Here is a 26375-nt window from a genome sequence, read left to right on the forward strand (position 1 = left end):
ATAAATCGGAGGAGCGACCATCACGTCGATCGCATAAACAGAGCGCGGAACAGTTCCTCCGATCGTCTCAAACCTTCGTCGCTCAGAACGACAGACTTGGCCTTGCCTGCGGGATTTGCAATCAGACCCTTCTGATGCAAACGGTCCATCACGCTCCAGTCAAAACCCTTCCAGGCACGGTCTCCGTCATGCAGCGTCAGCCATAACAAAGCGAGCACAGCATCGTCGATTTTCTCTTCGTCTATCTCCATGTCGGAATCCCGTGCAAAAAGGCGAAACTTCTGCAACTCTCAAAAGGATGCATACGCTGCTTCCTGAATGTGGGCATCTATAAGTTGGCTCAGTCAAGGTTTTAGACGTTTGATCCTGGATTGATGGCGCCTTACTTGCCGCGTCCTTCCGTCAGGAACAGCAGGAAGGCCAGCGCCGGGAAGCAGAAACCGATCCAGGCCGTCATCGTCCAGCCGCCGGTCGCATAGGCCCAGCCGCCGAGTGCTGAGCCCAGCGCGCCGCCGGCAAAGAAGGTCGCCATGAACAGGCCGTTGAGCCGGCTGCGGTGTTCCGGGTTCAGCGCATAGATGGCGCGCTGGCCGCAGACGAGATTGGTCGTCACGCCGAAATCGAGAAGGATCGCCGCTGCCGTCAAGAGCAGCAACGCGCTAAGCGAGCCGTCGCCGGCGAAATGGCTGATCAGGAAGGCGGCCATGCCGAGCAGCATGGCAAGCGTCGAGGCGATCTTCGTCATCCCGCGATCGGCAAGCCGGCCGGCGATCGGCGAGGCGATGGCGCCAGCTGCACCGGCAAGCGCGAAGAGGGCGATGCCGTTCTGTGTCAGACCGAAGGCGGGACTCGCGAGCAGCAGCGGCGTCGTCGTCCAGAACAGGCTGAAGGCGCCGAACATGCCGGCCTGATAGAGCGCCCGGCGCTGCAGCACCCGCGAGGTCAGTGCCAGGTGGCCCATGGAGGCGAGCAGTTCGCCGTAGCGTAGCCTGGTCGTCGGCCGGCGGACCGGCAGGTTAGCGCGGAGCACGACGGCGAGCACGAGCATGACGCCAGCAGTGACGTAGTAGACCACATGCCAGGAAGAGGCCTCGGCGACGAAGCTTGCGAAGGGGCGGGCGAGCATGATGCCGCAGAGCAGGCCGCTCATGACGTTGCCGACGACCTGGCCACGGGTGGCATCAGGCGCCATGTGGGCGGCAAAGGGAACCAGGACCTGAACTGCGACCGATGAAAGACCGATAGAGAGCGAGGCGACGAGGAAGGTTGTGGGCGTCGAAGACAGCGCCGCGCCGATGAGCGCAACGGCGGAGACAGCGATAAGCATCAGCACCAGACGGCGGTTTTCGGTGAGGTCGCCGAGCGGCACGATCAGCAGCAGGCCGAGGCCGTAGCCGATCTGTGTCAGCGTGACGATCAGGCCGGTGGCGGCAGGCGTGAAGCCGAGATCGGCGCTGATCGGGCCGGCGAGCGGCTGGCCGTAATAGAGATTGGCGGCCACCAGCCCGCAGGCGGCGGCGAAAAGGAAGGTGAGCCAGGGGGATAGCGCCCGGGGAATGGCCTCATCCGGCGTGGTGGCTGAAATGCTCATCAGAAGCTCCGGTATTCAAAGATTGAAAGAATTGAATGTAAAAAATGCTGGCAGCGGCCACCCGATCCTTGACCGAATGCCGGTATTTCTCTCGTCCATGGTGCGGACTTTTCAGGTCACGAGCTTCATCGCGGCCTCGGCCGCGGACAGCATCTCTTCCCTGCTGCGTCCTGTTTTGCCGATGACGCGCAGGCCCTTGGTAAAGCAGAGGAAGGCGAGGGCGGCGGCATCCGGGTCTACCGTCTTCGGAATGGTGCCGTCTGCCTGGCCGATGCGGATGAGATCGGCCATCAGCTTTTCGTCCGCGGCAAAGGCGGTCACGACGTGGGCCGCGGCTTCCTCGTCAAGCAGGGCGAAGTCGTTAGCGCCGCCAACGACGAGACAGCCTTTGCGGCCGGCCTCGCCATAGGAGAGCTCGGTATAATACATCACCATCTCGAAGACCTTCTCGCGACCCGTCTTTGCAGACGCGATCATCGCTTCCAGGCGCCGTCGGCCGAGTTTTCGATAATGGGCAAAAGCAGCGAGAAAGATACCGCGCTTATCCTTGAATGCCTTATAGATGCTCCCCGAAGCAAGGCCCATTGCTTCGGTCAATTCGCTGATGGCGGCGGCGTGGTAGCCGCGTTCGGAAAAGACGCGCAGCGCCGCATCCAGTGCTACGTCCATGTCGAACTCGCGTGGACGGCCGCGGCTGCGGGTCTTTGCTTCGGATGTGAGGATGGCGTCGGTCATGGCGCCTTAATTAGGGAATGACCGTTTCCAAATCAAGTGAAATTTCTGCGACGCAACAAATTCAGAGATCGAGCACCCAGTTCTGGCCGTTCGCCTCGGGGCCGAACATGCGATGTCTCTCCTCGGAGACAAGGTGGAATCCTGTCTTGACGTAGATGGCGCGGGCGGTCTCCAGCATGTCGTTGGTCCAGAGCGAGAGTTCGCGGTAGCCTTTCTGCCTGGAGAAGCGGATGCATTCGTCGACCAGCAGTTTGCCGAGCCCGAGGCCGCGGGCTGATTTGTCGACATAGAGCAGGCGGAGCTTGGCGATGCCGTCGCCACCATTGGTGACGAGGACGGAGCCGACATTGACGCCGCCGCGTTCGGCGATCCAGCAATATTCCTTGGCCGGATCGAAATTGGCGAGGAATTTTCCGGCGACGTCGGCCACCAGCGCCTCGAAGCGCAGGTCCCAGCCATATTCCTCGGCATAGAAGCGGCCCTGACTCTGAACGATCCAGCCGATATCGCCGGCGCGGTGGGCGCGGATGATGGCCGGTGCGGGCTTTGCCGCCGGGTCGAGCAGGGCGCGGATCGTGCACATGGCGGAGACGGCCGCCTCCGGCTCGCCGCTCGCCAGGCGGTCGAAACGGGCGGCGATCTGCGCATTGGAGCGCCGGCCGAGTTCCTCGAACGTCTCGCGTCCCTGGTTAGAGACAATGATGACCTGGCTGCGAAGATCGGCCGGATCGGGGCTGGTCTCGATCAACCCCTCGGCGCGGAAACGCTTGAGGATGCGGCTGAGATAGGCCGGGTCGAGCTGCAGGTCGCGGACAAGGGCGGCGGCGCTGACGCCATCATGCGAGCCGACCTCGAAGAGGATGCGGGCATCGGTCAGCGTGAAGGGGGTGTCGAGATAGGCCTTGTTCAAGAGGCCGAGGAAATTCGTATAAAAGCGGTTGAAATCGCGAGCGGTTTCGATGAGCGATAGGTTAGACATGATGATCTCCGAATGGAGATCCTGGTCAGACTGCTGACGAACCGTGCTCTTCACTCGGCGTCATTCTCGGCCTTGTGCCGAGATCTGCTGCGCCCGTTGCAGATGCTCGGGACAAGCCCGAGCATGACGAAAGAGGAGTTGGCCGACTTTGTCAGCGGTCCGGCAAAGATCTCCAGATGAAGATCTTGTCTGACATTTATTGGACTTAGTCAACTAATTGACGATATCAGGCTGCTTCTTCTTCTGCCGCTTCGTCTGCGCCGAGCGCGAAATCGACCGCCGCCCGCGCGTGGATCGCCGTGGTGTCGAAGCCTGGCAGCGGCAGGTGGTGGGGGTCGAGGATCAGGCAAATCTCGGTGCAGCCGAGGATGATGCTGTCCGCGCCGTTGTCGACCGCGCGAGCGATGACATCGAACAGTTTTTGACGCGAACTGTCGAGCACCTTGCCGGCGCAGAGTTCGTTGAAGATGATATCGTGCACCGTCGTGCGGTCGCTCGCATCAGGCACCATGATATCGAGGCCAAGGCTCTTCATGCGGTCGCTGTAGAAGCCGTGCTCCATCGTGTAGCGGGTAGCAAGCAGCAGCGGGCGCTTGCGGCCGGCCGCATGCAGCGATTTCGCCGTCTCGTCGATGATGTGGATCAGCGGCACGGAGATCTTCTCCGCGACCTTGTCGGCGATCAGATGCATGGTGTTGGTGCAGATCAGGATGCAGCCGGCGCCGGCGATCTGCAGGCGCAGAGCCACGTCGGCGAGGCGCGAGGCGGCCATATCCCAGTCGCCGGCCTTCTGAAGCGCGACGATCTCCTCAAAATTGACAGAATGCAGGATGAGTTCGGCCGAGGCGAGGCCACCCTTGCGGTCACGCACCATCTCGTTGACGGCACGGTAATAGACCGCCGAACTTTCGAAACTCATGCCGCCGATAAGGCCGATCGTTTCCATCTCTATGCTCTCCATGCTTCTGAACTTTCGAAAATGATGCCGCAATTCCGACGCGATGTGTTTGCTTTGTTTGTTCCTCGCATCAGATATGTGATATGGTTTTGCGTCATTTTATGAAATCCTGCAAAAAAGACGCGAGAGGTATATGTTCGACACATGCTTGATGATCGCGACAGACGCATTCTGGACATGCTGCAGAAGGATGCGGGCATATCCGTGACCGATCTTGCCGAGCGCGTGGCACTTTCGATATCGGCCTGCTCGCGGCGCATCCAACGGCTGGAGGAGAGCGGCCATATCGCCCGGCGCATCGTCGTGCTCGACCGGGAAAAAATGGGCGTGCCGACGACGGTCTTCGCGCTGGTCAAGACGGCGCACCATTCCGACGAATGGACGGAGACCTTCCGCCGGATCATCAGCGACATTCCCGAGATCGTCGAAGCGCACCGACTGACCGGCAATCACGACTACATCCTGAAGATCGTGCTGCCGCGCGTCGAGCATTACGATGTGATCTACAAGCAGATCGTGCGCAAGATCGAGCTCTTCGACGTCTCGGCCTCGATCTCGATGGAGCTTCTGAAGGGCGGCACGGCAATTCCCGTTGGGTATGCCGATTGAGCCAGCTCCACCGGACCGGGATGCAGGGGAGCTATGCCGAAACGGCAGTTGCAACCATCGCGGCGAAGGCCACATTGGCTTTGAGCGAAATGGCGCAAAAGGGGTAGGTCATGAGCGATCATCATGTCGTCGTTGTCGGCGGCGGTTTTGGCGGGCTGCAACTCGTCAACGGCTTGAAAGGCGCCGGTGTCAGGATCACGCTGGTCGATCGGCGCAATCACCATCTCTTCCAGCCGCTGCTCTATCAGGTGGCGACCACCATTCTTTCCACCTCGGAGATCGCCTGGCCGATCCGCCGCCTCTATGCCGACCGGCCTGACGTGACGGTGCTGCTCGGCGAGGTCACCGGCGTCGACAGCGGTGCCAAGACGGTTTCCTTACGCAACGGCATGACTCTTGCTTACGATACGCTGGTGCTGGCGACCGGGGCGACGCATGCCTATTTCGGCCATGACGAATGGGAGCCGGTGGCGCCCGGCCTGAAGACGCTGGAGGACGCGACGACGATCCGCCGGCGCCTGCTGCTTGCCTTCGAGAAGGCGGAGATGGAGCCCGATCCTGCCGTACGCGATGCGCTGTTGACCTTCACCATCGTCGGGGCAGGGCCGACCGGTGTCGAGTTGGCCGGCATCATTGCCGAGCTCGCGCATTTCACGCTGCCCAAGGAATTCCGCAACATCGACACGCGCAAGACCCGCGTCGTGCTGGTTGAGGCCGGCCCGAGGGTGCTGCCGACCTTTGCCGAGGAGCTTTCGGCCTATGCGCAGAAGGCGCTGGAGAAGCTCGGGGTCGAGATCCATCTCGGCAAGCCGGTGACCGAATGCAACGCCGACGGCGTGAAGATCGGCGAGACCTTCGTTGCCAGCCGGACGATCGTTTGGGCAGCCGGCGTCACCGCCTCGCCGGCGGCGCGGTGGCTCGACGTTGCGTCCGACCGGGCGGGCCGCGTCGTGGTCGAGAAGGATCTGAGCGCGCCGGGGCTGCCTAACGTCTTCGTCGTCGGCGATACCGCCTCCGTCATGCGCGAGGACGGCAAGCCAGTGCCGGGCATTGCGCCCGCCGCCAAGCAGCAGGGCGGTTACGTCGCCAAGGTGATCCGCGCCCGCATATCCGGCAAACCGGCGCCGGCGCCTTTCCGTTACTGGCATCAGGGAAGCCTGGCGACGATCGGCAAGAGTGCTGCGATCATCGATTTCGGCCGGATCAAGCTGAAGGGCTGGCTCGCCTGGTGGATCTGGGGACTTGCCCATATCTACTTCCTGATCGGCACCCGCTCGCGCTTCTCCGTCGCCTGGAGCTGGCTGTGGATCTATCTGAGCGGCCAGCACAGCGCCCGGCTGATCACCCAGCGGGAGACGATGCGGGAGGAGGGGTAACTCTTCTCCCGTCCTCCAGAGGCTAAGCCTCGAAGCCGCGATGTAGCCAAGCTTGACATATCTTCGGATCCGCCCTTAGGGTTTGCGCCGTGCCTTCCGGATGCCACCCGGGGGTTACGTATCCAGCCGTAGCTGCAGCGAGTAGAGGTTCCAATGCGCCGATTCACTTCTCACGAAAATCACATTCGAAATTCTGAGAAGTTGGTGGTTCATGCGCACTTTGAATCTGGGCATCCTCGCCCATGTGGACGCAGGCAAGACTAGCCTTACCGAAAGACTGCTTTTTGACGCCGGCGTCATCGACAAGCTCGGCAGCGTCGATACCGGCAATACACAGACGGACACTCTCGAGCTCGAACGGCAACGCGGCATCACGATCAGGGCCGCGGTGGTGTCGTTCACCATCGGCGACAGGATCGTCAATCTCATCGACACGCCCGGTCACCCGGATTTCATCGCCGAGGTCGAGCGGGTGCTCGGATTGCTGGATGCCGCAATCGTCGTCGTTTCGGCGGTCGAAGGCGTGCAGGCCCAGACGCGGGTGCTGGTGCGGGCGCTGCGGCGGCTTGGCGTTCCCTTCGTCTTCTTCGTCAACAAGGTCGATCGTCTCGGCGCGCAATATGAGGACGTGCTGAAGGCTCTTGCCAGCCAATTGCTCGTTCGCCCCATCGCCATGTCTTCCGTCGTCGATGCCGGCAGCAGGCTTGCTCGGGTGGAGGCGTTGGCTCCCGGATGCGAACCGCTTTTCACGCCGCTCTGCGAAGCACTCGCGGAGAATGACGAGGCGCTGCTGGACGACTACGTCTTGGCGCCCGATCGCCTGACGGCGGACAGGCTTGGACGCTGCCTGACCCATCAGGTCGCGAGTGGTCTGGTGCATCCGGTCTTCGCAGGTGCGGCAACGACCGGCGTCGGCGTGCCGGCCCTGACATCGGCCATCGCGACGATATTGCCCGGCCGACGCCTCGATCCGGACGGGCCGATTGCCGGAAAAATCTTCAAGATCGAACGTGGCTGGGGCGGTGAAAAGCTGACCTATATCTATCTGACATCAGGCACGGTCCGGCTGCGGCAACATCTGGATTTGCCCAAAGGCCCGGAAAGAGTGACCGCGATCGAGGTTTTCGAGGCCGGCCGGGTTCATGGCGCCGCAAGCTTCCGCGCCGGGCAGATCGCGCGCATCAGCGGCCTTGCCGGCGCCCGCATCGGGGATGCGGTGGGCGGCGACCTGCTCGCGGGTGGGCGGCCGCAGTTTGCCCCGCCCAGCCTCGAAACCCGCGTCCTTGCCCGGCGGCCCTCCGACAAGGCGGCCCTCTGGCTGGCCTTGAACCAGATGGCGGAGCAGGATCCGTTGATCAATCTGCGCCGGAACGATGATGCCGACGACATCTTCGTATCGCTCTATGGCGAGGTGCAGAAGGAAGTCGTCCAATCGACCCTGCTGACGGATTTCGGTCTCGAGGCTGGGTTCGAGGAAAGCACGGTCATCTTAGTGGAAAGGCTTGTGGGAACCGGGGAAGGCCTGCAGATCCTCTTCAAGGAGCCCAATCCGTTTCTCGCCACCGTCGGTTTGCGCGTCGAGCCGCGTCCGGAAGGAGCGGGCAACAGCTTCGCGCTTGAAGTGGACGTCGGCCAGATGCCGGCCAGCTTTTACAGGGCGGTCGAAGAAACCGTGTTCGAAACGCTGAAGCAGGGCGTTTTCGGCTGGCAGGTCATCGATTGCCACGTAGCGATGACGGCGGCCCGGCACAGCTCGCCCGCAAGCACCGCCGCCGATTTCCGGCAACTGACACCTTGGGTGCTGGCAGATGCACTGTCGGCCGCGCAAACCGTCCTGTGCGAGCCGATCGATCGCTTTCATCTCGAAGCGCCGGGGGAGAGCTTGAACGGCTTGCTGACCCTGCTTGCGAAATCTGCCGCGACGATGACGGATTCCGTGATCGCCGACGGCATGGCCCGGCTGGAAGGCACGATGGCGTCCGCGATGATCCAGAGCGTCCAGCAGCAATTGCCGGGCCTGACCAGCGGAGCGGGGACCATGGAAACCTCTTTCGACCATCATGCCCCGATGGCCGGCTCGCCGCGCGTTCGCCGGCGTTCAGGCCCCGATCCGTTCAAACCAGTCGAATATCTGCTGCGGCTGCAGTCCACGAGAGCCTCAGCATGAGAACGGATGGAGGATGCCGTGATCAAAAAGGCGGCTCTCGCGAGCCGCCTCTCGTTTTCTCAAGCTGCCAGCGAGGCGATGTCGATAACGAAGCGGTAGCGGACGTCGCTTTTCAGGACGCGTTCATAGGCTTCGTTGACCTGCTGGATGTTGATCTTCTCGATCTCGGAGACGATGTTGTGCTCGCCGCAGAAGTCGAGCATTTCCTGGGTTTCCTTGATCGAGCCGATCATCGAGCCGGAAATGCTCTTGCGGCCGGGGATGACCGAGAACGCATGTACGGGGATCGGGTTTTCCGGCGCGCCGACCACCACGAAGGAACCATCCACCTTCAGCAGGCCGAGATAGGCATTCCAGTCGATCTCGGCGCTGACGGTGCAGATGATCAGGTCGAAAGTGCCGGCGAGCTTCGTGAAGGTTTCCGGGTCGTTGGTGGCGTAATATTCCTTGGCGCCGAGCTTCAGCCCATCTTCCTTCTTGGAAAGGCTCTGGGAGAGAACGGTGATATCGGCGCCCATGGCCGCACCGAGCTTGACGCCCATGTGGCCGAGACCGCCCATGCCGACGATCGCGACGTTCTTGCCGGGGCCGGCATTCCAGTGGCGCAGCGGCGAATAGAGCGTGATGCCGGCGCAGAGCAGCGGCGCGGAGGCATCGAGCGGCAGATTGTCCGGAATGGACATGACATAGCCTTCCCTAACGACGATCGAGTCGGAATAGCCGCCCTGGGTCCGTGTCTTGCGGTCGGCTTCGAAGTCGTTGTAAGTGCCGGCGAGCCCCGGCATATACTGTTCGCGATCGAGGTCGCGCTCGGCGCAGCCGATGCAGGAATCGACGAAGCAGCCGACGCCGACGCGATCGCCGACCTTGAATTTGGTCACATCGGAACCGACAGCCGAGACGATGCCGGCGATCTCATGGCCGGGCACGATCGGATAAACGGCGTTCTTCCATTCGTTGCGGACAGTGTGGATGTCCGAATGGCAGATGCCGGCAAACTTGATGTCGATAACGACGTCATCGGGGTTCGGGTTGCGGCGTTCGAAGGTGAAAGGGGTCAGCGGCTTGGAAGCGTCGGTCGCGGCGTAGCCTCTTGCAATAGGCATGGGAACCATCCTTTTCGATTGTGGGTGGGGGTTGAAAGAGATGGTGGACTATTGCCCGGAACTGCGTCAGAGGGTTAGAGCGATCCTCTCAGCTTTTTGCACGATCCTGCAAAAGTGAGGCGCCGGCCTGTTTGCGAAATGGCGAAGGCACTCTAGATAAGAGCGGTATCGCCGGCGTCAGACAGATGACAGAAAGAGTTGCCGCATGACCTTGCCCTTCAGCCCCTATCAGGAAATTGTCGATATCGCGATGCGCTTCGCGGCTGGTGACGGCGAGTTCGCGACTGATATCGGCAATCTTCACATCAGCCGTCGGTCCAAGCCCAGCGATCCGCTGCACAGCAGCTACCGGCCCTGTTTTGCCTTTGTACTGCAGGGCGCCAAAAGCTTGCGCCTCGGCACTGAACTTATCAGCTACGGGACTGGGGACTATCTGCTGACATCGCTCGACCTGCCGGTCGCCTGGCGCGTCACGGAGGCCAGCCCTGAGGTTCCGCATCTCTGCCTGGGGCTGGCAATCGACTCGGAAAAGCTGCTGGAGTTGCTCAGTCGCATCGATATTCCGAGCCCGGCCGCCCATACCGACGGGCAGCGCGGGATGGCGGTAAACGTCGCTCCGCCGGAGCTCCTGGATGCTGCCGTCCGCCTGCTGCGCTTGCTCGATCGTCCAGGCGACATTCCTGCCATGGCGCCGCTGATCGAGCAGGAAATCCTCTACCGGGTGCTGACCGGGCCGGATGGCGCGCGGCTGATCAACATCGCCACTGCAGACAGCCACAGCAACAGGGTCGCGCGCGCCGTTGCATGGCTGAAGGAGAATTTCGCGCGGCCACTGCGCATCGAAGACCTTGCCGACCGCGTCAGCATGAGCGTGTCGTCCTTCCACCATCACTTCAAGTCGGTCACGGCGATGACGCCGGTGCAGTATCAGAAGCAGCTTCGCCTGCACGAGGCGCGCCGTCTGATGCTCGTGGAGCGGCTCGATGCGGGCACGGCCGGTCACCGTGTCGGCTATCAAAGCCCGTCGCAATTCAGCCGCGAATATAGCCGCCTTTACGGCGCCTCGCCGGCCCGCGATATCGACGGCGCCCGCGAGGTCATGGCGGCGGAATAGTCGGCCTTGCGACCGGTAGCCAATCGTTAAAGGATGTTTGACGTTTCGTCGCTAGTCTGGCGCTAAACATCAAGCAGGCACCGACGTCAGCATGGCGCAAGTCCCATTTCTTTCCATCGTCGCGCCTTGTCACAACGAGGAAGAAGGGCTGCGCGAGTTCTGCCGCCGCGCTGCCGCCGCTGCTCATAGCGTCACTGGTGATGCCTTCGAGCTCATTCTCGTCGATGACGGCTCGTCCGACCGCACCTGGGAGATCATTTCGAACCTGGCGGCCGATGTGCCGCAGGTGCTCGGTATTCGTCTTCTGCGCAATCATGGCCACCAGCTGGCATCGACGGCGGGTCTTGCCGCCTCGCGGGGCGAGCGTGTACTTTTGATCGATGCCGATCTTCAGGATCCGCCCGAGCTGCTTTTGATGATGATGCCGATCATGGAGCGCGGCGCCGACGTCGTTTACGGCCAGCGCACACGCCGCCAGGGCGAAAGCTGGTTCAAACTCGCCTCCGCTTCGCTCTTCTATCGCGCTTTGTCCAAGCTCGCTTCCGTGACCATTCCGCGCGATACCGGTGATTTCCGGCTGATGCGTCGGCGTGTCGTCGATATCCTGCTGGCGATGCCGGAGCGCGATCGCTTCATCCGCGGCATGGTCAGTTGGATCGGCGGCAGGCAGGTGGCGCTCCCCTACGAGCGTGACGCCCGTTTTGCCGGCACGACGAAATATCCTCTGCGAAAGATGATCAATTTCGCTCTCGATGCGATCACCAGCTTTTCGACGACGCCGCTGCGCATCAGCACTTGGCTTGGCATGATGAGCGCGGGCGTCGCTATCGCGTTGCTGGTCTACACCTTCGTTCGCTGGCTGCAAGGCGAGACGGTGACCGGCTGGTCGTCGATCATGGCCGCGGTCAGCGCCTTCAGCGCTATCCAGCTGATCTGTATCGGCATCATCGGCGAGTATCTTGGTCGCCTCGTCCAGGAGAGCAAGAAGCGGCCGATGTTCATGGTCGAGACGATCGTGCGCGGCAGTGAACATGCAGAATTGTCGATCGCATTCTCGGAGATGAGCGCCAGCGACAAGAGCGCCGCGCTGGATGCGGCCTTTGCATCCGAAGAGCCGCCGCGCTCGCAAAAGAACAGCCGGATCGGATAATGGACCGGATTGCCGCGCCTGCTGTGGCCGCAGCCGGGCCTGAGGAATTGATCGCCAGGCAGGATTCCACCGTTGCGATCGTCGCATTCGTCGGACTTGCCGCGGCTCTGGTTCTCCTGTTTCCCTTTCCGCCAGTTCTCGATTACGCCAATCATTACGCCCGTATCTGGCTCCTTTCGGGCGGGATCGGCGAGCAGCCGTTTCCTGAGATCTATGCGGTCGATTGGAACCGCACCTTCACCAATGTCGGGATCGACGTTCTAGCCACCTGGCTGGGGCCGCTCGTCGGCGCAGACAGGCTTGCACGAGCTTTGCTTTTCCTGGCGATCGTGCTGCCGCCGCTCGGGGCAATCGGCCTGCACCGCGCGCTGTTCGGCGGCCGGCACCATTGGCAGACCGCCATACTGTCGCTCGGCTGGTGCGCCACCATGATCGGCGGCTTCATCAACTTCCAGATCGGCCTCGGCATGGCCTTGTTCTTCGCCTGCGTCGATCTGCGGCTGCAGCGCAGAAATCCCGCCGTGGTTTTTGCCTGGCGGCTTGCCGCCGCGCTGTTGCTGACGGTGATGCATCTCTTCGCGCTTGGCTTCTATATGGCGATCGTCTGCGGCCTCGAATTTTCCTGGCGCATCGATATCGTGCGATCGAAGGCGGCTCTGATGAGGCTCGCCGGCCGGTTGGCGCTGGCGCTCGGCGCCTGCGTCCTGCCGCCGCTCGCGCTCTATCTCCATACGGCGGCTTTGCCCAATGCCGGCGGCAACGGCCTTGGCCTTGCCTGGAACGACGGCATCGTCCTGATTTTCATGAACTTGCTGTCCACTATCACGACCTATGTCCCGGTGGTGGATGTCGTGCTGGTTCTGCCGCTGATCCTCATCTGCACGCGTGCCGTCCGCGCGGGCGATATCCGCATGCATGCGGGGCTTGCCGTCGCCGCCTGCGGCCTGCTGCTTCTGTCCTGTGTTTCGCCTCGCCACATGCTCGGCACCGGATGGATCAGTTGGCGCTTTCCGATCATGACAGCACTCGTCGCTATGGCGATGGTGTGCCCCTTCGCCAATCTCACGCGCCGGCAAGCGCTGTTGCTGGCGCTCATCATCAATCTCGCGGCCTTCGGCCGCACCGGCTGGATCGGCTGGAACTGGTGGCTGGCACAGAAGGACGTTGCTGCCGTCGAGACTGTGCTTAAAAAGGTGCCTGCCGGTGCCGCCGTGCTCCCTTTGGGACACGAACCCGAGACGGTGAACAGTCTTGCCCACTCCAACCGCCATTTTGCCTGGGGGTTGGATACTTTCCGGCACCTGCCAACGCTTGCCGTGCCCTTCTCGCATGCTTTCGTGCCGACGCTCTTCACGGCAAAAGGCAAGCAGCCGTTATCGGTTCTGCCGCCATGGTCTGAGATCGCGGTTCCCGAGGGCAATCTGCTGTCGATCGGCGTGCTTTCATGCCCGGCAATGATGCAGGAATATAGAAACTTTACGCCTTATCTGTTGGATTGGCGCAGGCGTTTCGATTTCATCCTCGTCGCCAATGCCGATATCCCTGACCGTTATGTCGGCACCTTGATGCCGGCGGGCCTGATGCTGGTCGAAGATGCGGGTTTCGCAAAGCTTTACGCGATCGACAAGGCGATGCAGGCCGAGCCTTTCGCCGTCCCGGCAGGTTGCGCCAGGGCGTCATAGGTCGGGGCTCTTCGTGGACCGATTGCCTCTGGACGATTGGGTCATGATTGCGGCCGCCATCCGGTTTTCGGGTGAGGCGCTAGTCAGCCGGGGAATTTCAGCGCCTTGTCGGCACGGCATTTGGCGAGCTCTAGCTGGCGGAAGGATAGGATGCGGGTGATGCGGTCCTTGCCATCCGTCTCCACACTCATACAGGCGCAGGCATAGCCGTAATTGCCGTTGGTCCTGACATAATCATGTTCGGAGATGTCGGAGATCAGCTCCATGCCTTCGACCTCGCCGGCATCGTCGCCCTGGGTCATGATCGTCCAGGTGTTCTCCGCGTCCTCCAGCCACCAGTTGGCGGGCGTCGGATTCTCGATCCAGCCGCAGCGCGTTTCGGCGGCCCGCGCATTGGCTGCGACGATAAGAGCTGCGGTCATGACCGCGGCGGCTATCCGGTATCTCATTGCCTTTCTCCTCGACAAATATCAGTTGTTGATCGCGATGATCGCCCAATGGCTCGCCTCGCAGGCATTGTCCTCGCAAACCGCGCCCATCCAGACGGCGCCGCCGGCCAGCATGACGCCGTCGCTGTTGACGAATAGATCCTCGTATTGCTGGCGTCCGACGGCGCGGCGCGTTTCCGGCGTCACGAGATCATCGAAATTGTCGATGAAATCCTCAGCGCTCTCGACGTCGTAGCTCTCGCCATTGGCCTTGACCGTCAGCGGGTATTCGGCAAGGCCGGCGATGGTCCCGGCGTCGCCCGAGCGCATCGCTCGAACGAGTTGGCGCAGCGGCCTGTCGAAGCCTGCGGCATCGCCGTGCAGTTCCTCGATGCGATTATAGACGTCGCTGTCGGACTGCGCGAGAGCGCTTGAGCCGCCAAGGAGGATTGCTCCGAGCAGGAGAAGAGCTGGAGAACGGCGTGACATCGGAGCCTCCGGGCAAATGGTAGAGCGCGACATTATGCGATCGCCGAGGATTCGCGCCTATCCAATTCTGGTGTTTCATCGCGGTTTCACGTATTAAAAAAATCTATCCAGGCTTCTTGACGACCTGATCGGTTTATCGCATAAACCTCACGAACCGTACCGTACGGTACGTATTATGGGAGCTATGACCGTGTCCGTCGATACCGCAGAGCCGAGCGAATTTTCGCCGCGCCAGAACGCCGTTCTGGAGCAGGCGCTGCAGTTGCTCGTCGATGGCGGCGAAAAGGCGCTGACGACCTCGGGTGTAGCGCGCGCCGCCAATTGCTCGAAGGAAAGCCTCTACAAGTGGTTCGGCGATCGCGACGGGCTGCTATCGGCGATGATCGCCTATCAGGCCAGCAAGGTGCGCACCTTCGAGCGCAACGGCGAGCGGCTGACGGCGGCGAGCCTGCATGACCATGTCGTCATTTTTGCGCGTGACCTGCTGGAGGTGCTTGCCGGCGACGTCTCGCTGGCGCTCAACCGGCTGGCGATCGGGCAGTCGAACCGCGACGGCTCGAAACTCGGCAAACTGCTGCTCGAGCGCGGCCGTCGCCAGATCGACCGGCGCGCCATGGCGCTGATCGATGCCGGCAAAAGGGCAGGGCTCCTGCGTTTTGCCGATGCCGACGAGGCTTATCACACGCTTTACGGCCTTGTTGTGTCCGACCTGCATGTGCGCATGCTGCTCGGCGAACCAGGCCTCAAGGATACCGCACGCCAGGCGGAGAGGGCGGTCACCGCCTTCCTCAGGCTTTATGGCACGGACAAGGTTCTGGCGGAGATGCCCGTTCTCGGCTGATTCCGCTTTAATGACTGTCAACAAGACAAGCAAAGGGAAGGAACTTCAAATGCGCGTCTATTACGATCGTGATGCCGATCTCAACCTCATCAAGGCCAAGAAGGTCGCCGTCATCGGCTATGGTTCGCAGGGTCGTGCCCATGCACTGAACCTCAAGGACAGCGGCGCCCAGAACGTCGTCATCGCACTCAAGGCCGGTTCGCCGACCGTCAAGAAGGCCGAAGCCGATGGCTTCAAGGTCATGACGGTTGCCGAAGCTGCCGCCTGGGCGGACCTGATGATGATGGCGACCCCGGACGAACTGCAGGCCGACATCTACAAGGCCGACATCGCCGGCAACATCCGTGATGGCGCAGCCATCGCCTTCGCTCACGGCCTCAACGTTCACTTCGGCCTCATCGAGCCGAAGGCTTCGGTCGACGTCGTCATGATCGCACCGAAGGGCCCGGGCCACACGGTTCGCGGCGAATACCAGAAGGGCGGCGGCGTTCCCTGCCTCGTTGCCGTTCACCAGAACGCTTCCGGCAATGCGCTTGAACTCGCTCTCTCCTACGCCTGCGGCGTCGGCGGCGGCCGTTCGGGCATTATCGAAACCAACTTCCGCGAAGAGTGCGAAACCGACCTCTTCGGCGAACAGGTCGTTCTCTGCGGTGGTCTCGTCGAGCTCATCCGCGCTGGTTTCGAAACGCTCACCGAGGCCGGTTACGCGCCTGAGATGGCCTATTTCGAGTGCCTGCACGAAGTGAAGCTTATCGTCGACCTGATTTATGAAGGCGGCATCGCCAACATGAACTACTCGATCTCGAACACGGCCGAGTGGGGCGAATATGTCTCCGGTCCGCGCATCATCACTGCCGAGACGAAGGCCGAGATGAAGCGCGTCCTCAAGGACATCCAGACCGGCAAGTTCACGTCCGATTGGATGCAGGAATACCGTGCCGGCGGCTCGCGCTTCAAGGGCATCCGCCGCCTGAACGACAGCCACCCGATCGAAGAAGTCGGCGCCAAGCTGCGCGGCATGATGCCCTGGATCGGCAAGAACAAGCTGGTCGACAAGTCGGTCAACTAAGCACTTTTTGTGCAATTGCAGTTTAAGGCCGGGGCGAAAGCTCCGGCCTTTACCGTTCTGCGCTGACGGTCAGCCAGCGGGTCGGCTTGCCGTCATAGCCGCTGCCGTCGCTTTCGCCGATGGCGATGTTCCGCCAGCCGCCTTTCGTCAAAAGCTCCGAAAGCCATTCGGCGGAGGGATAGTTGTAATAACGCCCGAAGCCGTCATGGCCCTCCGCTTCCCCTGCCTTGAAGCTTGCGTGAAGGTGGCCGCTAGGCCTCAGGGCGCGGCGGACACGGGTGAAGACGTTGGGCAGTTCAAGCCTGGGAACATGGAGAAGGCTCGCGTGCGCCCAAACGGCGTCGAAGGCGCTGTCGGCGTCGAGTTCCTGGAACAGCATGACCCTGACCGGCCTGCCGATCAGCGCCTCCGCTTGTCTTGCAAGCTCGGTCGAGCCATCCGTTGGCGTCACGTCGAAACCCTGCCACAGCATGTAGGCGCTGTCCTGCCCGCCGCCGCAGCCGAGTTCGAGGATTGCCGCACCCGGCGCAAGCCCGGCGAGGAAGGCATCGAGCTGCTGCTTCGGCAGGCTGCGCACCCGCTTGGCGTATGTCTCGGCATTCTCCTCATAGAAGGCGGAGGTGTGGTCAAGAGGCATGCTGTTCGGCCGATCGCGGGCGTCGGTTGGATTGAAGATGTCTTTCAGGAAGCCGGTCGGCGTCGATGATGTCAATGACGACAATCCCTTCCGATGTCACCCGGTAGAAGGCGACGTGGCGCATGTGGAGGAGGCGGCGAAGGCCGACGCCGAGTTCGTCGCATTCTTCTCCCATGGAGGGAGCATGCGAAAGAAGCACGAAAATCCTGTCCCAGTCGAGAAGATAGGCGTCTGCCTGCGCCTCGCCGAAATTGAGGCAAGCATATTCGTCGATGCCTGATAGCACGGAATACGCGGTTCGGGTCAGCCTATAGGTGGTTGTCACGCAGCTTTGCCTTCGTTTCCGACAGGATGTCGGGAATGCGTCGCTCGCTCGGGCCGCTTTCCTCAGCCTGTCTCAGAATGTTGCGCAGTTCTTCGTCGTCAAGCTTATGATGGAGCTGATCCTTCAGAATAAGCTCCGCCAGGAATGCGCTGGCACTGTTGTATCTGCCGCTTGCGACACGGTTTTCGACGTAGTCCGCCAGATTATCCGGAAGCGAGATCGTCATTTTCGCCATTGGATTCGGTGCCGCCTGCACATGCCGGTTTTCAGCCATTCCAGATGCCAGATTATCATTTCCCAGTTTGTGATAGAAGCGTTGTGCCGCGCCGTCGAGGGCTTGGGTCACATGCGGATCAGTCTTTTTTATCGATATAGATGACGCGTTCGAGATCCTTGAAATGGGCATCGCAGGTCAGGATGTCGGCATCGTGGCGCTCCGCGGTCGCATAAATGATCGCATCGGCGGTGGCGAGTTTATGGGCTGCCGATATTTCGGCAGCACGGCGAGCAAGCGTCGTGTCGAGAGAAACAACCATGCATGTCGCGGTATAGGCGATGAAGCTGTCGACGGCTTCCTCGTCCTTTTCGCGTGCCAGCCATTTGGAAAGCTCAAGCTGCACGATCGTCGGAACGATGCATTGATCGCGTTCCGGGATTTCGGCCTGCAGCCTGGTTCCGGCAGTACTTTTCGTCAGCCATTCTATCCATGCGGAGCTGTCGATCACGCGCATTAGAAACGGTCGTTCCGGTCGCGGTAGTTTTTGTTGTCTGCGCCTTCGGCGAGGCCGCGAAGATCGGCAAGCGTCGGGACCGGCATCAGCAATACGCCTTTGCCTTTGGGTATGAACACGAATTCCTGTCCCGCCGACCAGTGCTGTTGTTCGCGCACTTCCTTGGGAATGGAGATCTGGAATTTTGCAGAGAGGGTTGCGGTTGCCATTCTTACCTTTCCTCTATCGATTAGGGATAGTAAGAATTCACTTGGCATCGGTCAATGGCGAACTGTTTTGGCGTTGGTGCCATTTCGGTCGTCAAATGCGAAGTTGACGATGGTTTCTCCCGGCTGGCGCGGCCACAAAAATCGGGCGGCGTCCGGTTTCGAAAGAGATCCGCGGATTGCTTAAAGGTCGTCGGCTCGAAGAACATCGTATCGTGCAGATCGAAACGAACTCCGGCGAGGGCGGAATAGATCGCCAGCCGGCGGCTTTGCGGGCGAGGCGGAGAGCGGCGCCCACCATGTCGGTGTTGACGCCGCCGTTGGCGTGACGCGTCCGGAGTTCAGGCCGGGATAAGGCGCGTCCAGCCGCGCTCATCGTTGGTTACGCCTTTCTGCAGACTGACGAGCTGCTGGCGCAGTTCGCTGGTCAACTTGCCGGTCTGTCCGTCTCCGACCAGAAACTCGCCGCCGGCATGCCGAACCAGGCCGATGCCCGCCAGAACCGCGGCAGTGCCGCAAGCGAAGGCTTCGACCAGCTTGCCGCCAGTTGCGTCCTGCTGCCATTCCGCGAAGGAGTAGGGACGCTGCTCGACGCGCAAGCCCTTTTCTCCAGCGAGCACGATCACCGAGGCCCGGGTGATACCCGGCAGGATCGTGCCGCCAAGAGGCGGGGTCACCACCGATCCGTCATTCATGACGAAGAAGACGTTCATGCCGCCGAGTTCCTCGACCCAGCGATGCTCTGCTGCGTCCAGGAAGACGACCTGATCGCAATCCTTCTTCGCTGCCTCGGCTTGCGCCACGAGGCTGGCTGCGTAGTTTCCGCCGCATTTTGCAGCACCGGTGCCGCCGCTGGCTGCACGGGTGTATTCAGTCTCGACCCAAAGGGAGATCGCCTTCGCGCCGCCTTTGAAGTAGGCGCCGACCGGAGAGGCGATGATGCAGAAGACATATTCCTGAGCCGGACGAACGCCCAGGAATGCCTCGTTGGCGAACATGAAGGGGCGAAGGTAGAGACTGGCGTCGCCGGATGGGATCCAGGCCTTGTCAACGCGGACCAGTTCTTCGACCGCCTTCAGGAAGAGTTCTTCGGGCACAGGAGGCATAGCCATACGGGTCGCCGACTGCGCGAAGCGGCGGGCGTTTTCTTCGGGCCGAAAGAGCAGAATCCGGCCATCGTCTGCCTTGTAGGCTTTCATGCCTTCGAAAATTTCCTGAGCATAGTGCAGCACGGCGCTTGCAGGATCGAGCTCCAGAGGACGCCTCGGCGTAACCTTCGCATCGTGCCAGCCCTTGTCGGCAGTCCATCGTGCCAGGACCATATGATCGGTGAAGACCTTACCGAAGCCGGGTGTCTCCAGTGCCTGGATGCGGTCGGCGTCGGAGACGGGAGACTTGTGCAATTCGATTTTGATTTCAGGAGAGGTCGTCGTCGCGGTCATTGCTGGCACCTTGATAGTACATTGAATAGTGGCGGCGACACTACTGCCGCCGGGCTGGTCTTGGAAGGCCTGAATCGGCCGGTTTCGGCATCGATCAGGGGAATAATCGCTTTCTTGTCACAGGGACAAGAAAATAGGTCAGCATTGTTGACATAAATTCTCCGCCATGGTCTGCTGGGGGAATAGAAAAATATGAGGAAACCCCATGCTGAACTGGGACACCATGTTTGCGTCGCGCTCGTCGCGCATGCGCGCATCCGAAATCCGCGAGCTCCTGAAGCTTCTCGACCGGCCCGACATCATCTCCTTTGCCGGCGGCATTCCTGATCCGGCGCTGTTTCCCGATCGAGAGTTCAAGCAGGCTTACGCCGATATCTTCGACGGCGCTGCCGTCAACTCGGCGCTGCAATATTCGGTCAGCGAGGGCTACAAACCGCTGCGCGAATGGCTGGTTGGGCAGATGGCAGCTCTTGGCGTCCCCTGCGAACTCCATAACGTTTTCATCGTGTCCGGTTCGCAGCAGGGCCTCGATTATCTCGGCAAGCTGTTCCTGTCGCCTGATGACACCGCGCTGGTGACGTGGCCGACCTATCTCGGCGCGCTGCAGGCCTTCAACGCCTATGAACCGGCCTACGACCAGCTGACGCCGAACGGCAACCGGACGCCCGAGTCCTACCGCGCGGCCGCTTCCGCTGCCGGCGGCAAGGTGAAGTTCGCCTATCTCTCCGCCGACTTCTCCAACCCGACCGGCGAGACCGTCGATCTCGACGGCCGCAAAAAGGTCCTGGCACTGGCAGAAGATCTCGACATTGCCGTCATCGAGGATGCGGCCTACCAGTCGCTGCGTTACGACGGCGATCCGATCCCGCCGATCCTGGCGCTCGAGATCGCCGAGAAGGGCCATATCAACGATACGCGCACGATCTATTGCGGCAGCTTCTCGAAGACGCTGGCGCCCGGCCTTCGCGTCGGCTTCATCGTCGCCAATGCGCCCGTCATCCGCAAGCTGGTGCTGATGAAGCAGGCGGCCGACCTGCATTCCTCGACGATCAACCAGATGGCGATATCAGATGTCGCCGAGCGCGGTTTCGACGCGCAGGTCGCAAAGATCAAGGCTGCCTACATCAAGCGTCGCGACTGCATGCTGGCCGCCCTCGACAAATACATGCCTGAAGGCACCAGCTGGACGAAGCCGGAGGGCGGTATGTTCATCTGGATCACGCTGCCGGAGGGCATGGACGGCGCCAAGCTGCTGGCGAAATCGCTTGAGACCGCCAAGGTCGCCTTCGTGCCCGGCAAGGCGTTCTTCGCCGACGGTTCGGGCGCCAACACCTTCCGCCTCAGCTTCTCCTGCGCCAACGAGCAGATGATCGAAGACGGCATCGGCCGCCTGAGCGCGCTGATCTCGGCCGAAATCGGCAGCTGAATCCAGCCGCCCGGCGGACGGATCAAGGGCAGGGCGCCGATCAGAAGATCGTCGTCCAGCCTTCGTTCGCCGTCTCGCTCTTACCGTAGCCAACCCGATCGGCAACGGCACCGTCGGCATTGCGCAGGATGATGTCGCCGCCCCTGTTGGCAAGCTGCGGGCCGCCGGCTGCGGCATCGAGCGCTATGGTGCGCAGCTCGCCTGCGCTCAGCGATCCCGACAGCGTCTGGGTCCTGCCGTTTTCGTCCTCCAGCTTCCAGCCTTCGAGCGATGCCTCCATGTCGGAGCGGTTGATGATCGTCACCGTTTCGGCCTCGGTGCCGCCTTCGCCGTTGACCGGGTTGATCAGCGCGGCGACGATGCGCAGCGACGAGGCGACGATCGGCTGCGGCCGGCGTGTGCCTTCGCCGCGGCCCTGGCCGCCACGGCTGTCGGAAACCGGATGGCCGGTCCCCGCATCGGTATTCCAGTTCTGCGACTGAAAGCAGAGGAAGATCGCCGCCCATTCGTCGGTATCGTTGAAATGGACGAGCAGCGCGCCGTCCTGGTTCGGCCCGTTGGTGGCCTTGAAGCTGCCGCCATCGCCCTGGTTCATGTGGATGTCGTGGATGCCGTTGCCCGGCTCGAAATCGAAATATTGGTCGGGCTTGTTGTGCTCGGGGCCCCAGGCCTCGCCGAAGGCATAGAAATGGATGTCGGAATCGGCAATGCCTTCCTCAACGATCGGCTCGATGAATTCCCTAAGATCGTTCTTCGGGCCGGAGAGCTGGAAGGGCGCGACATTCATGTCCTCGCGCTCGATCAGCCCGCCGCGGACATAGTCGATCGCAAGCTCCGGACGGTCCTTGCGGATGTCGGTCAGGCCCATCGGCAGGGCTTCGAGGGCGTCCGTCAGTGCCGGATGCTTGAAATCGACGATGTTGGCATAGAGCAGATCGTGCGGCGACATCATCGAGCGGACATTCAGAGCGATCCGGTAGCTGACGCCGTCCGCCTCGATGCGGATCTCGATATGGGGATCGTTGTCGTCATCAAGGGCGAGTGCGCTCGCCGTACCCTTCAGGACCTTGTAATTCTTCAGCATGGAGAACCTCGCGGGGGTGGCGGGATCTTACGCTAACACGGCGAAAGTGCATCTTTTATGACGGCTAAAGTATGACGCGATCTTTCAGATTCGCCTGCCACACTTTAGGTCTTTGATTTGAGCATGTCGTGGTCGCAAAACCGCTGCACACTTTTGCGCGAGATGCTGTGTCTTTCGCCGTGCAATGCCTGATCCACTATTGCCTATTGCCGGAGATGCGGACCGAAAAGCTCGAGATCGGCTTCACCAAACCTGTCGCTCACCGTGTTCAGCTGGTGCCAGTAGGGATAGATCACCGGCGGCAGGCTGACCGCGTCGAGGCGCTTGCGCTCCTCGTCCGTGAGTTTCAGCTCGGCGGCGGCGATGTTGTCGCGGAACTGGGCTTCGGTGCGGCCGCCGATGATGACCGAGGTTACGGCCTTGCGGCCGATGAGCCAGGCGAGCGCCACCTGTGCGGCCGAAACGCCGCGTTCCCCACCGATCGCGACCAGCGTCTCGACGATGTTCCAGAGGCGGTTCTCATCGCGGATCGGCGGTTCGGTCCAGCCGGCGAACTGGCGCGTACCTTCGGGCGCTGCCTGGTTGCGACGATGCTTGCCGGAGAGCAGGCCGCCGGCCAGCGGGCTCCAGACCAGCACGCCGAGCCCCTGGTCGATCGAGATCGGCAGCAACTCGTATTCGGCGTCGCGGGCTTCCAGCGTATAGTGGATCTGCTGGCTGACGAAGCGTTGGTACCGGTGCTCGTTGGCGATGCCGAGCGCTTTCATGATGTGCCAGCCGGAATAGTTCGAGCAGCCGACATAACGCACCTTGCCCTGCCTGATCAGGGTGTCGAGGGCTTCCATCGTCTCTTCAAGCGGCGTCTGGCCATCCCATTCATGCACCTGGTAAAGGTCGATGACATCGGTCTTCAGGCGCTTGAGGCTCGCCTCGCATTCGCGGATCAGATGGTAGCGTGACAGACCCTGGTCGTTCGGGCCGTCGCCCATGCTGAAGCGGGCCTTGGTAGCGAGCAGCACGCCCTGCGGCCGCTTGCCGGAGAGCACATCGCCGATGATGTTTTCGCATTCGCCGTCGGAATAGGCATTGGCGGTGTCAATCAGGTTGATGCCGGCATCGATGCACATATCGATCATCTTTTTCGCCTCGGAAACACCGAGGTCGCCGACGGTCTTCGCCCAACCGACGCCGCCGAAGGTCATCGTGCCCATGGTCAAAGTCGAAATCTTCAGGCCGGAACGGCCGAGCAAACGATATTCCATTGAAACTCCTCCCTTGAAACAAGACTGACGTACCTCAACGCTCCGAGATAGCAATGGGTGCGTATTCACGGCTGCGTGAGGCTTAGGCAAGATTCTGAGCGCCGGTATCTTCCGGCCCTGCAGCGGCTATAGCCGATCACGAGCCGAGCGGCAGATCGTACAATATGTCATCGGCTTGTCGACGGAAATTGTCTCGGCGCAGCGTCGACGTGGTGGAGGCCACGTCAGCTCTCGTCTTTGTCCTTCTTGTGAATATTGTCGCGAAGCGAAGCGATTGCGTCCCGAATCTTGCTGACAGCCTCGGCGTCGAGACCGACAGCCTTGCCGATGCAGTCGAATACATGGGAGGCACGGCTCTTGAGGGCCAGTCCCTTCTCCGTCAGGCGCAAGAGCACCTGGCGCTCATCGGCGGGATTTCGGTTGCGGGTGACGAGGCCGACATTTTCCAGTCGCTTCAGCAGCGGAGTGAGGGTGCTGGAGTCGAGAAAAAGTGTCTCGCCGAGATCCTTCACCGTGCGGTCGTCGCGCGCCCACAAAGCGGTCATGACCAGGAATTGCGGATAGGTGAGTTCCAGCTCGTCGAGCAGGGGACGGTAAAGCTGGTTAAAGGCGTGGCTTGCCGAATAGATCGAAAAGCAAAGCATTTCATCGATCTTGGGTACGTCAGCGAGCTCATCTGATGTGGTGTCTTTCATCACGCTCTCCTTTGATCTCAATATAATTTGTGCGCGATCTGTTTGCAAGCTATTGACTCGGCAGACGAGGAAACCTAATTAGATCGTGTACAAATAAATCGCTGACAAATTATGTACCGAACACGGAAAGCTGCAGAGGTTTGCTGCGTCAACGGATGCGCAAGCAGGTGAATTCCCTTGTGGCTCCCCATTCGGCTTCTTTGAAACTCAACCGACGAAAGGAAATGACCAATGTTCAAGTTTGCTGCTGCCGTCGCCCTGGCGGGCGCTCTTCTTTCCGGTGCTGCCGTTGCTCAGCCGGCCAAGCCGACCGTTGTCCTCGTCCATGGCGCCTTTGCCGATTCATCCAGCTGGAACGGCGTCGTCGAAATCCTGCGCAAGGACGGCTTTTCTGTCGTGGCAGCCGCCAATCCGCTGCGCAGCGTTTCTAACGACGCTGCCTATGTCTCCGACGTGGTTGGCAGCATCGCCGGCCCTGTGGTCCTTGTCGGCCACTCCTATGGCGGCCAGGTCATTTCGACCGCGGCCAACGGCCACGACAACGTCAGGTCGCTGGTCTATGTCGCGGCCTTCGCGCCGGATGCCGGAGAATCGGTCGCAGATCTCGCCGGCAAGTTTCCGGGCGGTACGCTGAGCGGAGCGCTTGCGGCCCCGGTAAAGCTCAGCGCCGGCGGTGTCGATCTCTATATCGACCAGGCCAAGTTCCATGATCAGTTCGCCAGCGACGTGCCGGCCGAACAGGCGGCCCTGATGGCGGCTGCCCAACGTCCGGTCACCGAGGCTGCCCTGACCGAAAAATCCGGCGAGCCCGCCTGGAAGAAGCTGCCGTCATGGTTTGTCTACGGCACCGGCGACAAGAACATTCCGGCCGCAGCCCTTGGCTTCATGGCCGAGCGGGCAGGCTCCAAGCGGACCGTGGTGGTCGATGGCGCCTCCCATGTCGTGATGGTGTCGCATCCCGAGAAGGTGGCGGAACTGATCGAAGAGGCCGCAAAGTAGTATTCGATCCGAGGGGCCACGGCGCGTGAGCGCCGTGGCCGGTCGCCGCGGAGATTTTGCCCGCGGGCCATGACCGGCTCTGCCTGCGCGACGTATCGGCGGGGCGGGACCCGCTGATCAACCATCTGCTGCAGTTGATCCTCAGTGAACTGACCGAGGCGAGCGTGGCGAGGTCACGACCGGTCGATGGCAAAGCTGTGGTGCAGGGCGTGGACCAACCGCCGCGCCCTGTCACATCTCTGTCAACGACCCCTAATAAGGGAGGGGTATCGAAATCGAGGACCTCTCCCATGAAAACGATCGTCTCCGCCGCAGCACTTGTCGCCGCGAGCCTCTTTGCCATTCCGGCTTCGGCCGCAAACCTGGTTCTCTACACCAGCCAGCCGAACGAAGACGCGCAGGCGACGGTCGATGGCTTCATGGCTGCCAATCCCGATATCAAGGTCGACTGGGTACGCGACGGCACGCCGAAGATCATGGCGAAACTCCAGGCCGAGATCCCGGCCGGCAACCCGGTTGCCGACATTCTCCTCATCGCCGACGTGGTGACGCTGGAGCGCCTCAAGGAAGACGGCAAGCTCTTGGCCTACAAGTCGCCGGAAGCTGCCCAATACGACGCCGCCCTTTATGACGCCGACGGCTATTACTATTCCACCAAGCTGATCACCACCGGCATCATGTACAATACCTCGGCCGCGATGAAGCCTGCGAGCTGGAAGGACCTGACCAAGCCGGAAGCCAAGGGCCTCGTCACCATGCCGAGCCCGCTTGCCTCGGGTGCGGCCCTCGTCCACGCCCAGACACTTGCCGCCGTTCCGGGACTCGGCTGGGATTTCTACAAGTCGCTTGCGGAAAATGGCGCGATTGCTGCCGGCGGCAACGGCGCCGTGCTGAAGTCCGTTGCCTCGGGCGAAAAGGCTTATGGCATGGTTGTCGATTACCTGCCGATCCGTGAGAAGGCCAAGGGCGCTCCCGTCGAATTCGTCTTCCCGAGCGAAGGCGTTTCGGCCGTCACCGAGCCGGTAGGCATCCTCGCCAGCACAAAAAATGCCGATGCCGCCAGGAAATTCGTCGATTACGTGCTCTCCGAAAAGGGCCAGGAAGGCTTCCTGAAGCTCGGCTACATCCCGGCCCGCAACGGCATGAAGCTGCCGGAAGGCTTTCCGGCGCGCGACACCATCAAGGTACTGCCGATCAAGGCGGCCGAAGCGTTGAAGAATACCGATCAGGATCTCAAGACCTTCTCGGGCATCTACGGCTCGAACTGATCCTTT

The 26375-nt window shown here is 61.4% G+C and carries 28 protein-coding genes; 11 read left to right on the top strand and 17 right to left on the bottom strand.

The features are described 5' to 3' along the window. Positions 1–20: 20 nt before the first annotated feature. The 5 genes from OLZ32_RS29185 to OLZ32_RS29205 all read right to left on the bottom strand — a co-directional run bounded on the left by OLZ32_RS29185 (position 21) and on the right by OLZ32_RS29205 (position 4251). Positions 21–251 carry a DUF6429 family protein gene (locus tag OLZ32_RS29185; protein ID WP_003541239.1) on the bottom strand — a complete coding sequence of 77 codons (231 nt, stop codon included), beginning with the start codon at positions 249–251 and terminating at the stop codon, positions 21–23. Positions 252–382: 131 nt separating this feature from the next. Further along, complete coding sequence (locus tag OLZ32_RS29190) at positions 383–1591, bottom strand: MFS transporter (RefSeq protein ID WP_264398843.1); 1209 nt, start codon at positions 1589–1591, stop codon at positions 383–385. Positions 1592–1702: 111 nt separating this feature from the next. Beyond that, positions 1703–2326, bottom strand: coding sequence for a TetR/AcrR family transcriptional regulator (locus OLZ32_RS29195; RefSeq protein ID WP_003541236.1), 624 nt, complete (start codon positions 2324–2326; stop codon positions 1703–1705). A gap of 61 nt (positions 2327–2387) precedes the next feature. Further along, positions 2388–3305, bottom strand: coding sequence for a bifunctional helix-turn-helix transcriptional regulator/GNAT family N-acetyltransferase (locus tag OLZ32_RS29200; RefSeq protein WP_264398844.1), 918 nt, complete (start codon positions 3303–3305; stop codon positions 2388–2390). Positions 3306–3531: 226 nt separating this feature from the next. Then, complete coding sequence (locus OLZ32_RS29205) at positions 3532–4251, bottom strand: aspartate/glutamate racemase family protein (RefSeq protein WP_264398845.1); 720 nt, start codon at positions 4249–4251, stop codon at positions 3532–3534. A 156-nt stretch (positions 4252–4407) separates the two neighbouring features. Here OLZ32_RS29205 and OLZ32_RS29210 point away from each other — a divergent pair, with 156 nt between their 5' ends. The 3 genes from OLZ32_RS29210 (at position 4408) to OLZ32_RS29220 (ending at position 8415) form a co-directional block, all read left to right on the top strand. Further along, positions 4408–4872: an Lrp/AsnC family transcriptional regulator gene (locus tag OLZ32_RS29210; RefSeq protein WP_003541227.1), complete on the top strand. Its 465-nt coding sequence runs from the start codon at positions 4408–4410 to the stop codon at positions 4870–4872. A gap of 110 nt (positions 4873–4982) precedes the next feature. After that, on the top strand, positions 4983–6248 hold the full coding sequence (locus tag OLZ32_RS29215) for an NAD(P)/FAD-dependent oxidoreductase (RefSeq protein WP_264398846.1): 1266 nt from the start codon (positions 4983–4985) through the stop codon (positions 6246–6248). Positions 6249–6459: 211 nt separating this feature from the next. Further along, positions 6460–8415, top strand: coding sequence for an elongation factor G (locus OLZ32_RS29220; protein WP_264398847.1), 1956 nt, complete (start codon positions 6460–6462; stop codon positions 8413–8415). 59 nt (positions 8416–8474) lie between these two features. Here OLZ32_RS29220 and OLZ32_RS29225 read toward each other — a convergent pair whose 3' ends face one another. Then, positions 8475–9521, bottom strand: a complete 1047-nt coding sequence (locus OLZ32_RS29225) for an NAD(P)-dependent alcohol dehydrogenase (RefSeq protein ID WP_003541222.1) — start codon at positions 9519–9521, stop codon at positions 8475–8477. A gap of 205 nt (positions 9522–9726) precedes the next feature. Between OLZ32_RS29225 and OLZ32_RS29230 the strand changes: the two genes are divergently transcribed. The 3 genes from OLZ32_RS29230 to OLZ32_RS29240 all read left to right on the top strand — a co-directional run bounded on the left by OLZ32_RS29230 (position 9727) and on the right by OLZ32_RS29240 (position 13467). After that, on the top strand, positions 9727–10635 hold the full coding sequence (locus OLZ32_RS29230; RefSeq protein ID WP_003541220.1) for an AraC family transcriptional regulator: 909 nt from the start codon (positions 9727–9729) through the stop codon (positions 10633–10635). A gap of 91 nt (positions 10636–10726) precedes the next feature. Continuing rightward, positions 10727–11785, top strand: a complete 1059-nt coding sequence (locus OLZ32_RS29235) for a glycosyltransferase family 2 protein (RefSeq protein ID WP_264398848.1) — start codon at positions 10727–10729, stop codon at positions 11783–11785. After that, complete coding sequence (locus OLZ32_RS29240) at positions 11785–13467, top strand: hypothetical protein (protein WP_264398849.1); 1683 nt, start codon at positions 11785–11787, stop codon at positions 13465–13467. Before OLZ32_RS29235 ends, OLZ32_RS29240 begins: the two co-directional genes overlap by 1 nt. An 83-nt stretch (positions 13468–13550) precedes the next feature. Here the strand turns inward: OLZ32_RS29240 and OLZ32_RS29245 are convergent, their stop codons facing one another. Together OLZ32_RS29245 and OLZ32_RS29250 are read right to left on the bottom strand one after the other, a co-directional pair. Beyond that, positions 13551–13916 carry a DUF4087 domain-containing protein gene (locus tag OLZ32_RS29245; protein WP_264398851.1) on the bottom strand — a complete coding sequence of 122 codons (366 nt, stop codon included), beginning with the start codon at positions 13914–13916 and terminating at the stop codon, positions 13551–13553. Positions 13917–13937: 21 nt separating this feature from the next. After that, positions 13938–14417, bottom strand: coding sequence for a hypothetical protein (locus OLZ32_RS29250; RefSeq protein ID WP_017988892.1), 480 nt, complete (start codon positions 14415–14417; stop codon positions 13938–13940). Positions 14418–14559: 142 nt separating this feature from the next. Here OLZ32_RS29250 and OLZ32_RS29255 point away from each other — a divergent pair, with 142 nt between their 5' ends. Together OLZ32_RS29255 and ilvC are read left to right on the top strand one after the other, a co-directional pair. Beyond that, the gene (locus tag OLZ32_RS29255) at positions 14560–15225 is read left to right on the top strand and encodes a TetR/AcrR family transcriptional regulator (protein WP_017961202.1); all 666 of its coding nucleotides are present in this window, start codon (positions 14560–14562) and stop codon (positions 15223–15225) included. Between the two features lie 49 nt (positions 15226–15274). Next, positions 15275–16294 (top strand): ketol-acid reductoisomerase, encoded by a 1020-nt coding sequence (gene ilvC / locus OLZ32_RS29260; protein WP_003560822.1) that lies wholly within the window; start codon positions 15275–15277, stop codon positions 16292–16294. A gap of 49 nt (positions 16295–16343) precedes the next feature. Here ilvC and OLZ32_RS29265 read toward each other — a convergent pair whose 3' ends face one another. The 6 genes from OLZ32_RS29265 to OLZ32_RS29290 form a co-directional block, all read right to left on the bottom strand. Continuing rightward, positions 16344–16931: a class I SAM-dependent methyltransferase gene (locus tag OLZ32_RS29265; protein WP_264398856.1), complete on the bottom strand. Its 588-nt coding sequence runs from the start codon at positions 16929–16931 to the stop codon at positions 16344–16346. Next, entirely contained in the window at positions 16921–17256 is a 336-nt protein-coding gene (locus OLZ32_RS29270; RefSeq protein WP_003541211.1) for a type II toxin-antitoxin system RelE/ParE family toxin, read from the bottom strand. Before OLZ32_RS29270 ends, OLZ32_RS29265 begins: the two co-directional genes overlap by 11 nt. Further along, positions 17240–17491 (bottom strand): ribbon-helix-helix domain-containing protein, encoded by a 252-nt coding sequence (locus OLZ32_RS29275; RefSeq protein WP_264399007.1) that lies wholly within the window; start codon positions 17489–17491, stop codon positions 17240–17242. Before OLZ32_RS29275 ends, OLZ32_RS29270 begins: the two co-directional genes overlap by 17 nt. Positions 17492–17609: 118 nt before the next feature. Beyond that, positions 17610–17987, bottom strand: a complete 378-nt coding sequence (locus tag OLZ32_RS29280) for a type II toxin-antitoxin system VapC family toxin (RefSeq protein WP_264398860.1) — start codon at positions 17985–17987, stop codon at positions 17610–17612. Further along, the gene (locus OLZ32_RS29285; RefSeq protein WP_003560812.1) at positions 17987–18196 is read right to left on the bottom strand and encodes an AbrB/MazE/SpoVT family DNA-binding domain-containing protein; all 210 of its coding nucleotides are present in this window, start codon (positions 18194–18196) and stop codon (positions 17987–17989) included. The genes OLZ32_RS29280 and OLZ32_RS29285 overlap by 1 nt, the downstream gene beginning before the upstream one ends. A 338-nt stretch (positions 18197–18534) precedes the next feature. Beyond that, entirely contained in the window at positions 18535–19635 is a 1101-nt protein-coding gene (locus OLZ32_RS29290) for a branched-chain amino acid aminotransferase (protein WP_264398864.1), read from the bottom strand. Positions 19636–19840: 205 nt separating this feature from the next. Between OLZ32_RS29290 and OLZ32_RS29295 the strand changes: the two genes are divergently transcribed. Further along, on the top strand, positions 19841–21061 hold the full coding sequence (locus tag OLZ32_RS29295) for an aminotransferase-like domain-containing protein (RefSeq protein ID WP_264398866.1): 1221 nt from the start codon (positions 19841–19843) through the stop codon (positions 21059–21061). Positions 21062–21101: 40 nt separating this feature from the next. Here the strand turns inward: OLZ32_RS29295 and OLZ32_RS29300 are convergent, their stop codons facing one another. From OLZ32_RS29300 to OLZ32_RS29310, 3 genes are all read right to left on the bottom strand, one after another. Continuing rightward, positions 21102–22145, bottom strand: coding sequence for a DUF2278 family protein (locus OLZ32_RS29300; RefSeq protein WP_264398868.1), 1044 nt, complete (start codon positions 22143–22145; stop codon positions 21102–21104). Positions 22146–22348: 203 nt separating this feature from the next. After that, complete coding sequence (locus OLZ32_RS29305) at positions 22349–23407, bottom strand: aldo/keto reductase (protein ID WP_003541195.1); 1059 nt, start codon at positions 23405–23407, stop codon at positions 22349–22351. Positions 23408–23631: 224 nt separating this feature from the next. Beyond that, positions 23632–24102 (bottom strand): MarR family winged helix-turn-helix transcriptional regulator, encoded by a 471-nt coding sequence (locus OLZ32_RS29310; protein ID WP_003541193.1) that lies wholly within the window; start codon positions 24100–24102, stop codon positions 23632–23634. Between the two features lie 231 nt (positions 24103–24333). On the opposite strand from OLZ32_RS29310, the gene OLZ32_RS29315 reads away from it, so the two are divergent. Continuing rightward, positions 24334–25101, top strand: coding sequence for an alpha/beta fold hydrolase (locus OLZ32_RS29315; protein WP_011652698.1), 768 nt, complete (start codon positions 24334–24336; stop codon positions 25099–25101). Positions 25102–25391: 290 nt separating this feature from the next. Beyond that, entirely contained in the window at positions 25392–26369 is a 978-nt protein-coding gene (locus OLZ32_RS29320) for an ABC transporter substrate-binding protein (RefSeq protein ID WP_264424197.1), read from the top strand. The last annotated feature ends 6 nt before the right edge of the window (positions 26370–26375 follow it).

It is taken from the genome of Rhizobium acaciae, from assembly GCF_025941625.1.
In the GTDB taxonomy this organism is placed as follows: Bacteria; Pseudomonadota; Alphaproteobacteria; order Rhizobiales; family Rhizobiaceae; genus Rhizobium; species Rhizobium acaciae.

Excerpts from the sequence above, each read along its gene's own strand:
- OLZ32_RS29185 (WP_003541239.1), bottom strand. The coding sequence starts at position 251 with ATGGAGATAGACGAAGAGAAAATCGACGATGCTGTGCTCGCTTTGTTA.
- OLZ32_RS29190 (WP_264398843.1), bottom strand. The coding sequence starts at position 1,591 with ATGAGCATTTCAGCCACCACGCCGGATGAGGCCATTCCCCGGGCGCTA.
- OLZ32_RS29195 (WP_003541236.1), bottom strand. The coding sequence starts at position 2,326 with ATGACCGACGCCATCCTCACATCCGAAGCAAAGACCCGCAGCCGCGGC.
- OLZ32_RS29200 (WP_264398844.1), bottom strand. The coding sequence starts at position 3,305 with ATGTCTAACCTATCGCTCATCGAAACCGCTCGCGATTTCAACCGCTTT.
- OLZ32_RS29205 (WP_264398845.1), bottom strand. The coding sequence starts at position 4,251 with ATGGAAACGATCGGCCTTATCGGCGGCATGAGTTTCGAAAGTTCGGCG.
- OLZ32_RS29210 (WP_003541227.1), top strand. The coding sequence starts at position 4,408 with ATGCTTGATGATCGCGACAGACGCATTCTGGACATGCTGCAGAAGGAT.
- OLZ32_RS29215 (WP_264398846.1), top strand. The coding sequence starts at position 4,983 with ATGAGCGATCATCATGTCGTCGTTGTCGGCGGCGGTTTTGGCGGGCTG.
- OLZ32_RS29220 (WP_264398847.1), top strand. The coding sequence starts at position 6,460 with ATGCGCACTTTGAATCTGGGCATCCTCGCCCATGTGGACGCAGGCAAG.
- OLZ32_RS29225 (WP_003541222.1), bottom strand. The coding sequence starts at position 9,521 with ATGCCTATTGCAAGAGGCTACGCCGCGACCGACGCTTCCAAGCCGCTG.
- OLZ32_RS29230 (WP_003541220.1), top strand. The coding sequence starts at position 9,727 with ATGACCTTGCCCTTCAGCCCCTATCAGGAAATTGTCGATATCGCGATG.
- OLZ32_RS29235 (WP_264398848.1), top strand. The coding sequence starts at position 10,727 with ATGGCGCAAGTCCCATTTCTTTCCATCGTCGCGCCTTGTCACAACGAG.
- OLZ32_RS29240 (WP_264398849.1), top strand. The coding sequence starts at position 11,785 with ATGGACCGGATTGCCGCGCCTGCTGTGGCCGCAGCCGGGCCTGAGGAA.
- OLZ32_RS29245 (WP_264398851.1), bottom strand. The coding sequence starts at position 13,916 with ATGAGATACCGGATAGCCGCCGCGGTCATGACCGCAGCTCTTATCGTC.
- OLZ32_RS29250 (WP_017988892.1), bottom strand. The coding sequence starts at position 14,417 with ATGTCGCGCTCTACCATTTGCCCGGAGGCTCCGATGTCACGCCGTTCT.
- OLZ32_RS29255 (WP_017961202.1), top strand. The coding sequence starts at position 14,560 with ATGGGAGCTATGACCGTGTCCGTCGATACCGCAGAGCCGAGCGAATTT.
- ilvC (WP_003560822.1), top strand. The coding sequence starts at position 15,275 with ATGCGCGTCTATTACGATCGTGATGCCGATCTCAACCTCATCAAGGCC.
- OLZ32_RS29265 (WP_264398856.1), bottom strand. The coding sequence starts at position 16,931 with ATGCCTCTTGACCACACCTCCGCCTTCTATGAGGAGAATGCCGAGACA.
- OLZ32_RS29275 (WP_264399007.1), bottom strand. The coding sequence starts at position 17,491 with ATGGCGAAAATGACGATCTCGCTTCCGGATAATCTGGCGGACTACGTC.
- OLZ32_RS29280 (WP_264398860.1), bottom strand. The coding sequence starts at position 17,987 with ATGCGCGTGATCGACAGCTCCGCATGGATAGAATGGCTGACGAAAAGT.
- OLZ32_RS29285 (WP_003560812.1), bottom strand. The coding sequence starts at position 18,196 with ATGGCAACCGCAACCCTCTCTGCAAAATTCCAGATCTCCATTCCCAAG.
- OLZ32_RS29290 (WP_264398864.1), bottom strand. The coding sequence starts at position 19,635 with ATGACCGCGACGACGACCTCTCCTGAAATCAAAATCGAATTGCACAAG.
- OLZ32_RS29295 (WP_264398866.1), top strand. The coding sequence starts at position 19,841 with ATGCTGAACTGGGACACCATGTTTGCGTCGCGCTCGTCGCGCATGCGC.
- OLZ32_RS29300 (WP_264398868.1), bottom strand. The coding sequence starts at position 22,145 with ATGCTGAAGAATTACAAGGTCCTGAAGGGTACGGCGAGCGCACTCGCC.
- OLZ32_RS29305 (WP_003541195.1), bottom strand. The coding sequence starts at position 23,407 with ATGGAATATCGTTTGCTCGGCCGTTCCGGCCTGAAGATTTCGACTTTG.
- OLZ32_RS29310 (WP_003541193.1), bottom strand. The coding sequence starts at position 24,102 with ATGAAAGACACCACATCAGATGAGCTCGCTGACGTACCCAAGATCGAT.
- OLZ32_RS29315 (WP_011652698.1), top strand. The coding sequence starts at position 24,334 with ATGTTCAAGTTTGCTGCTGCCGTCGCCCTGGCGGGCGCTCTTCTTTCC.
- OLZ32_RS29320 (WP_264424197.1), top strand. The coding sequence starts at position 25,392 with ATGAAAACGATCGTCTCCGCCGCAGCACTTGTCGCCGCGAGCCTCTTT.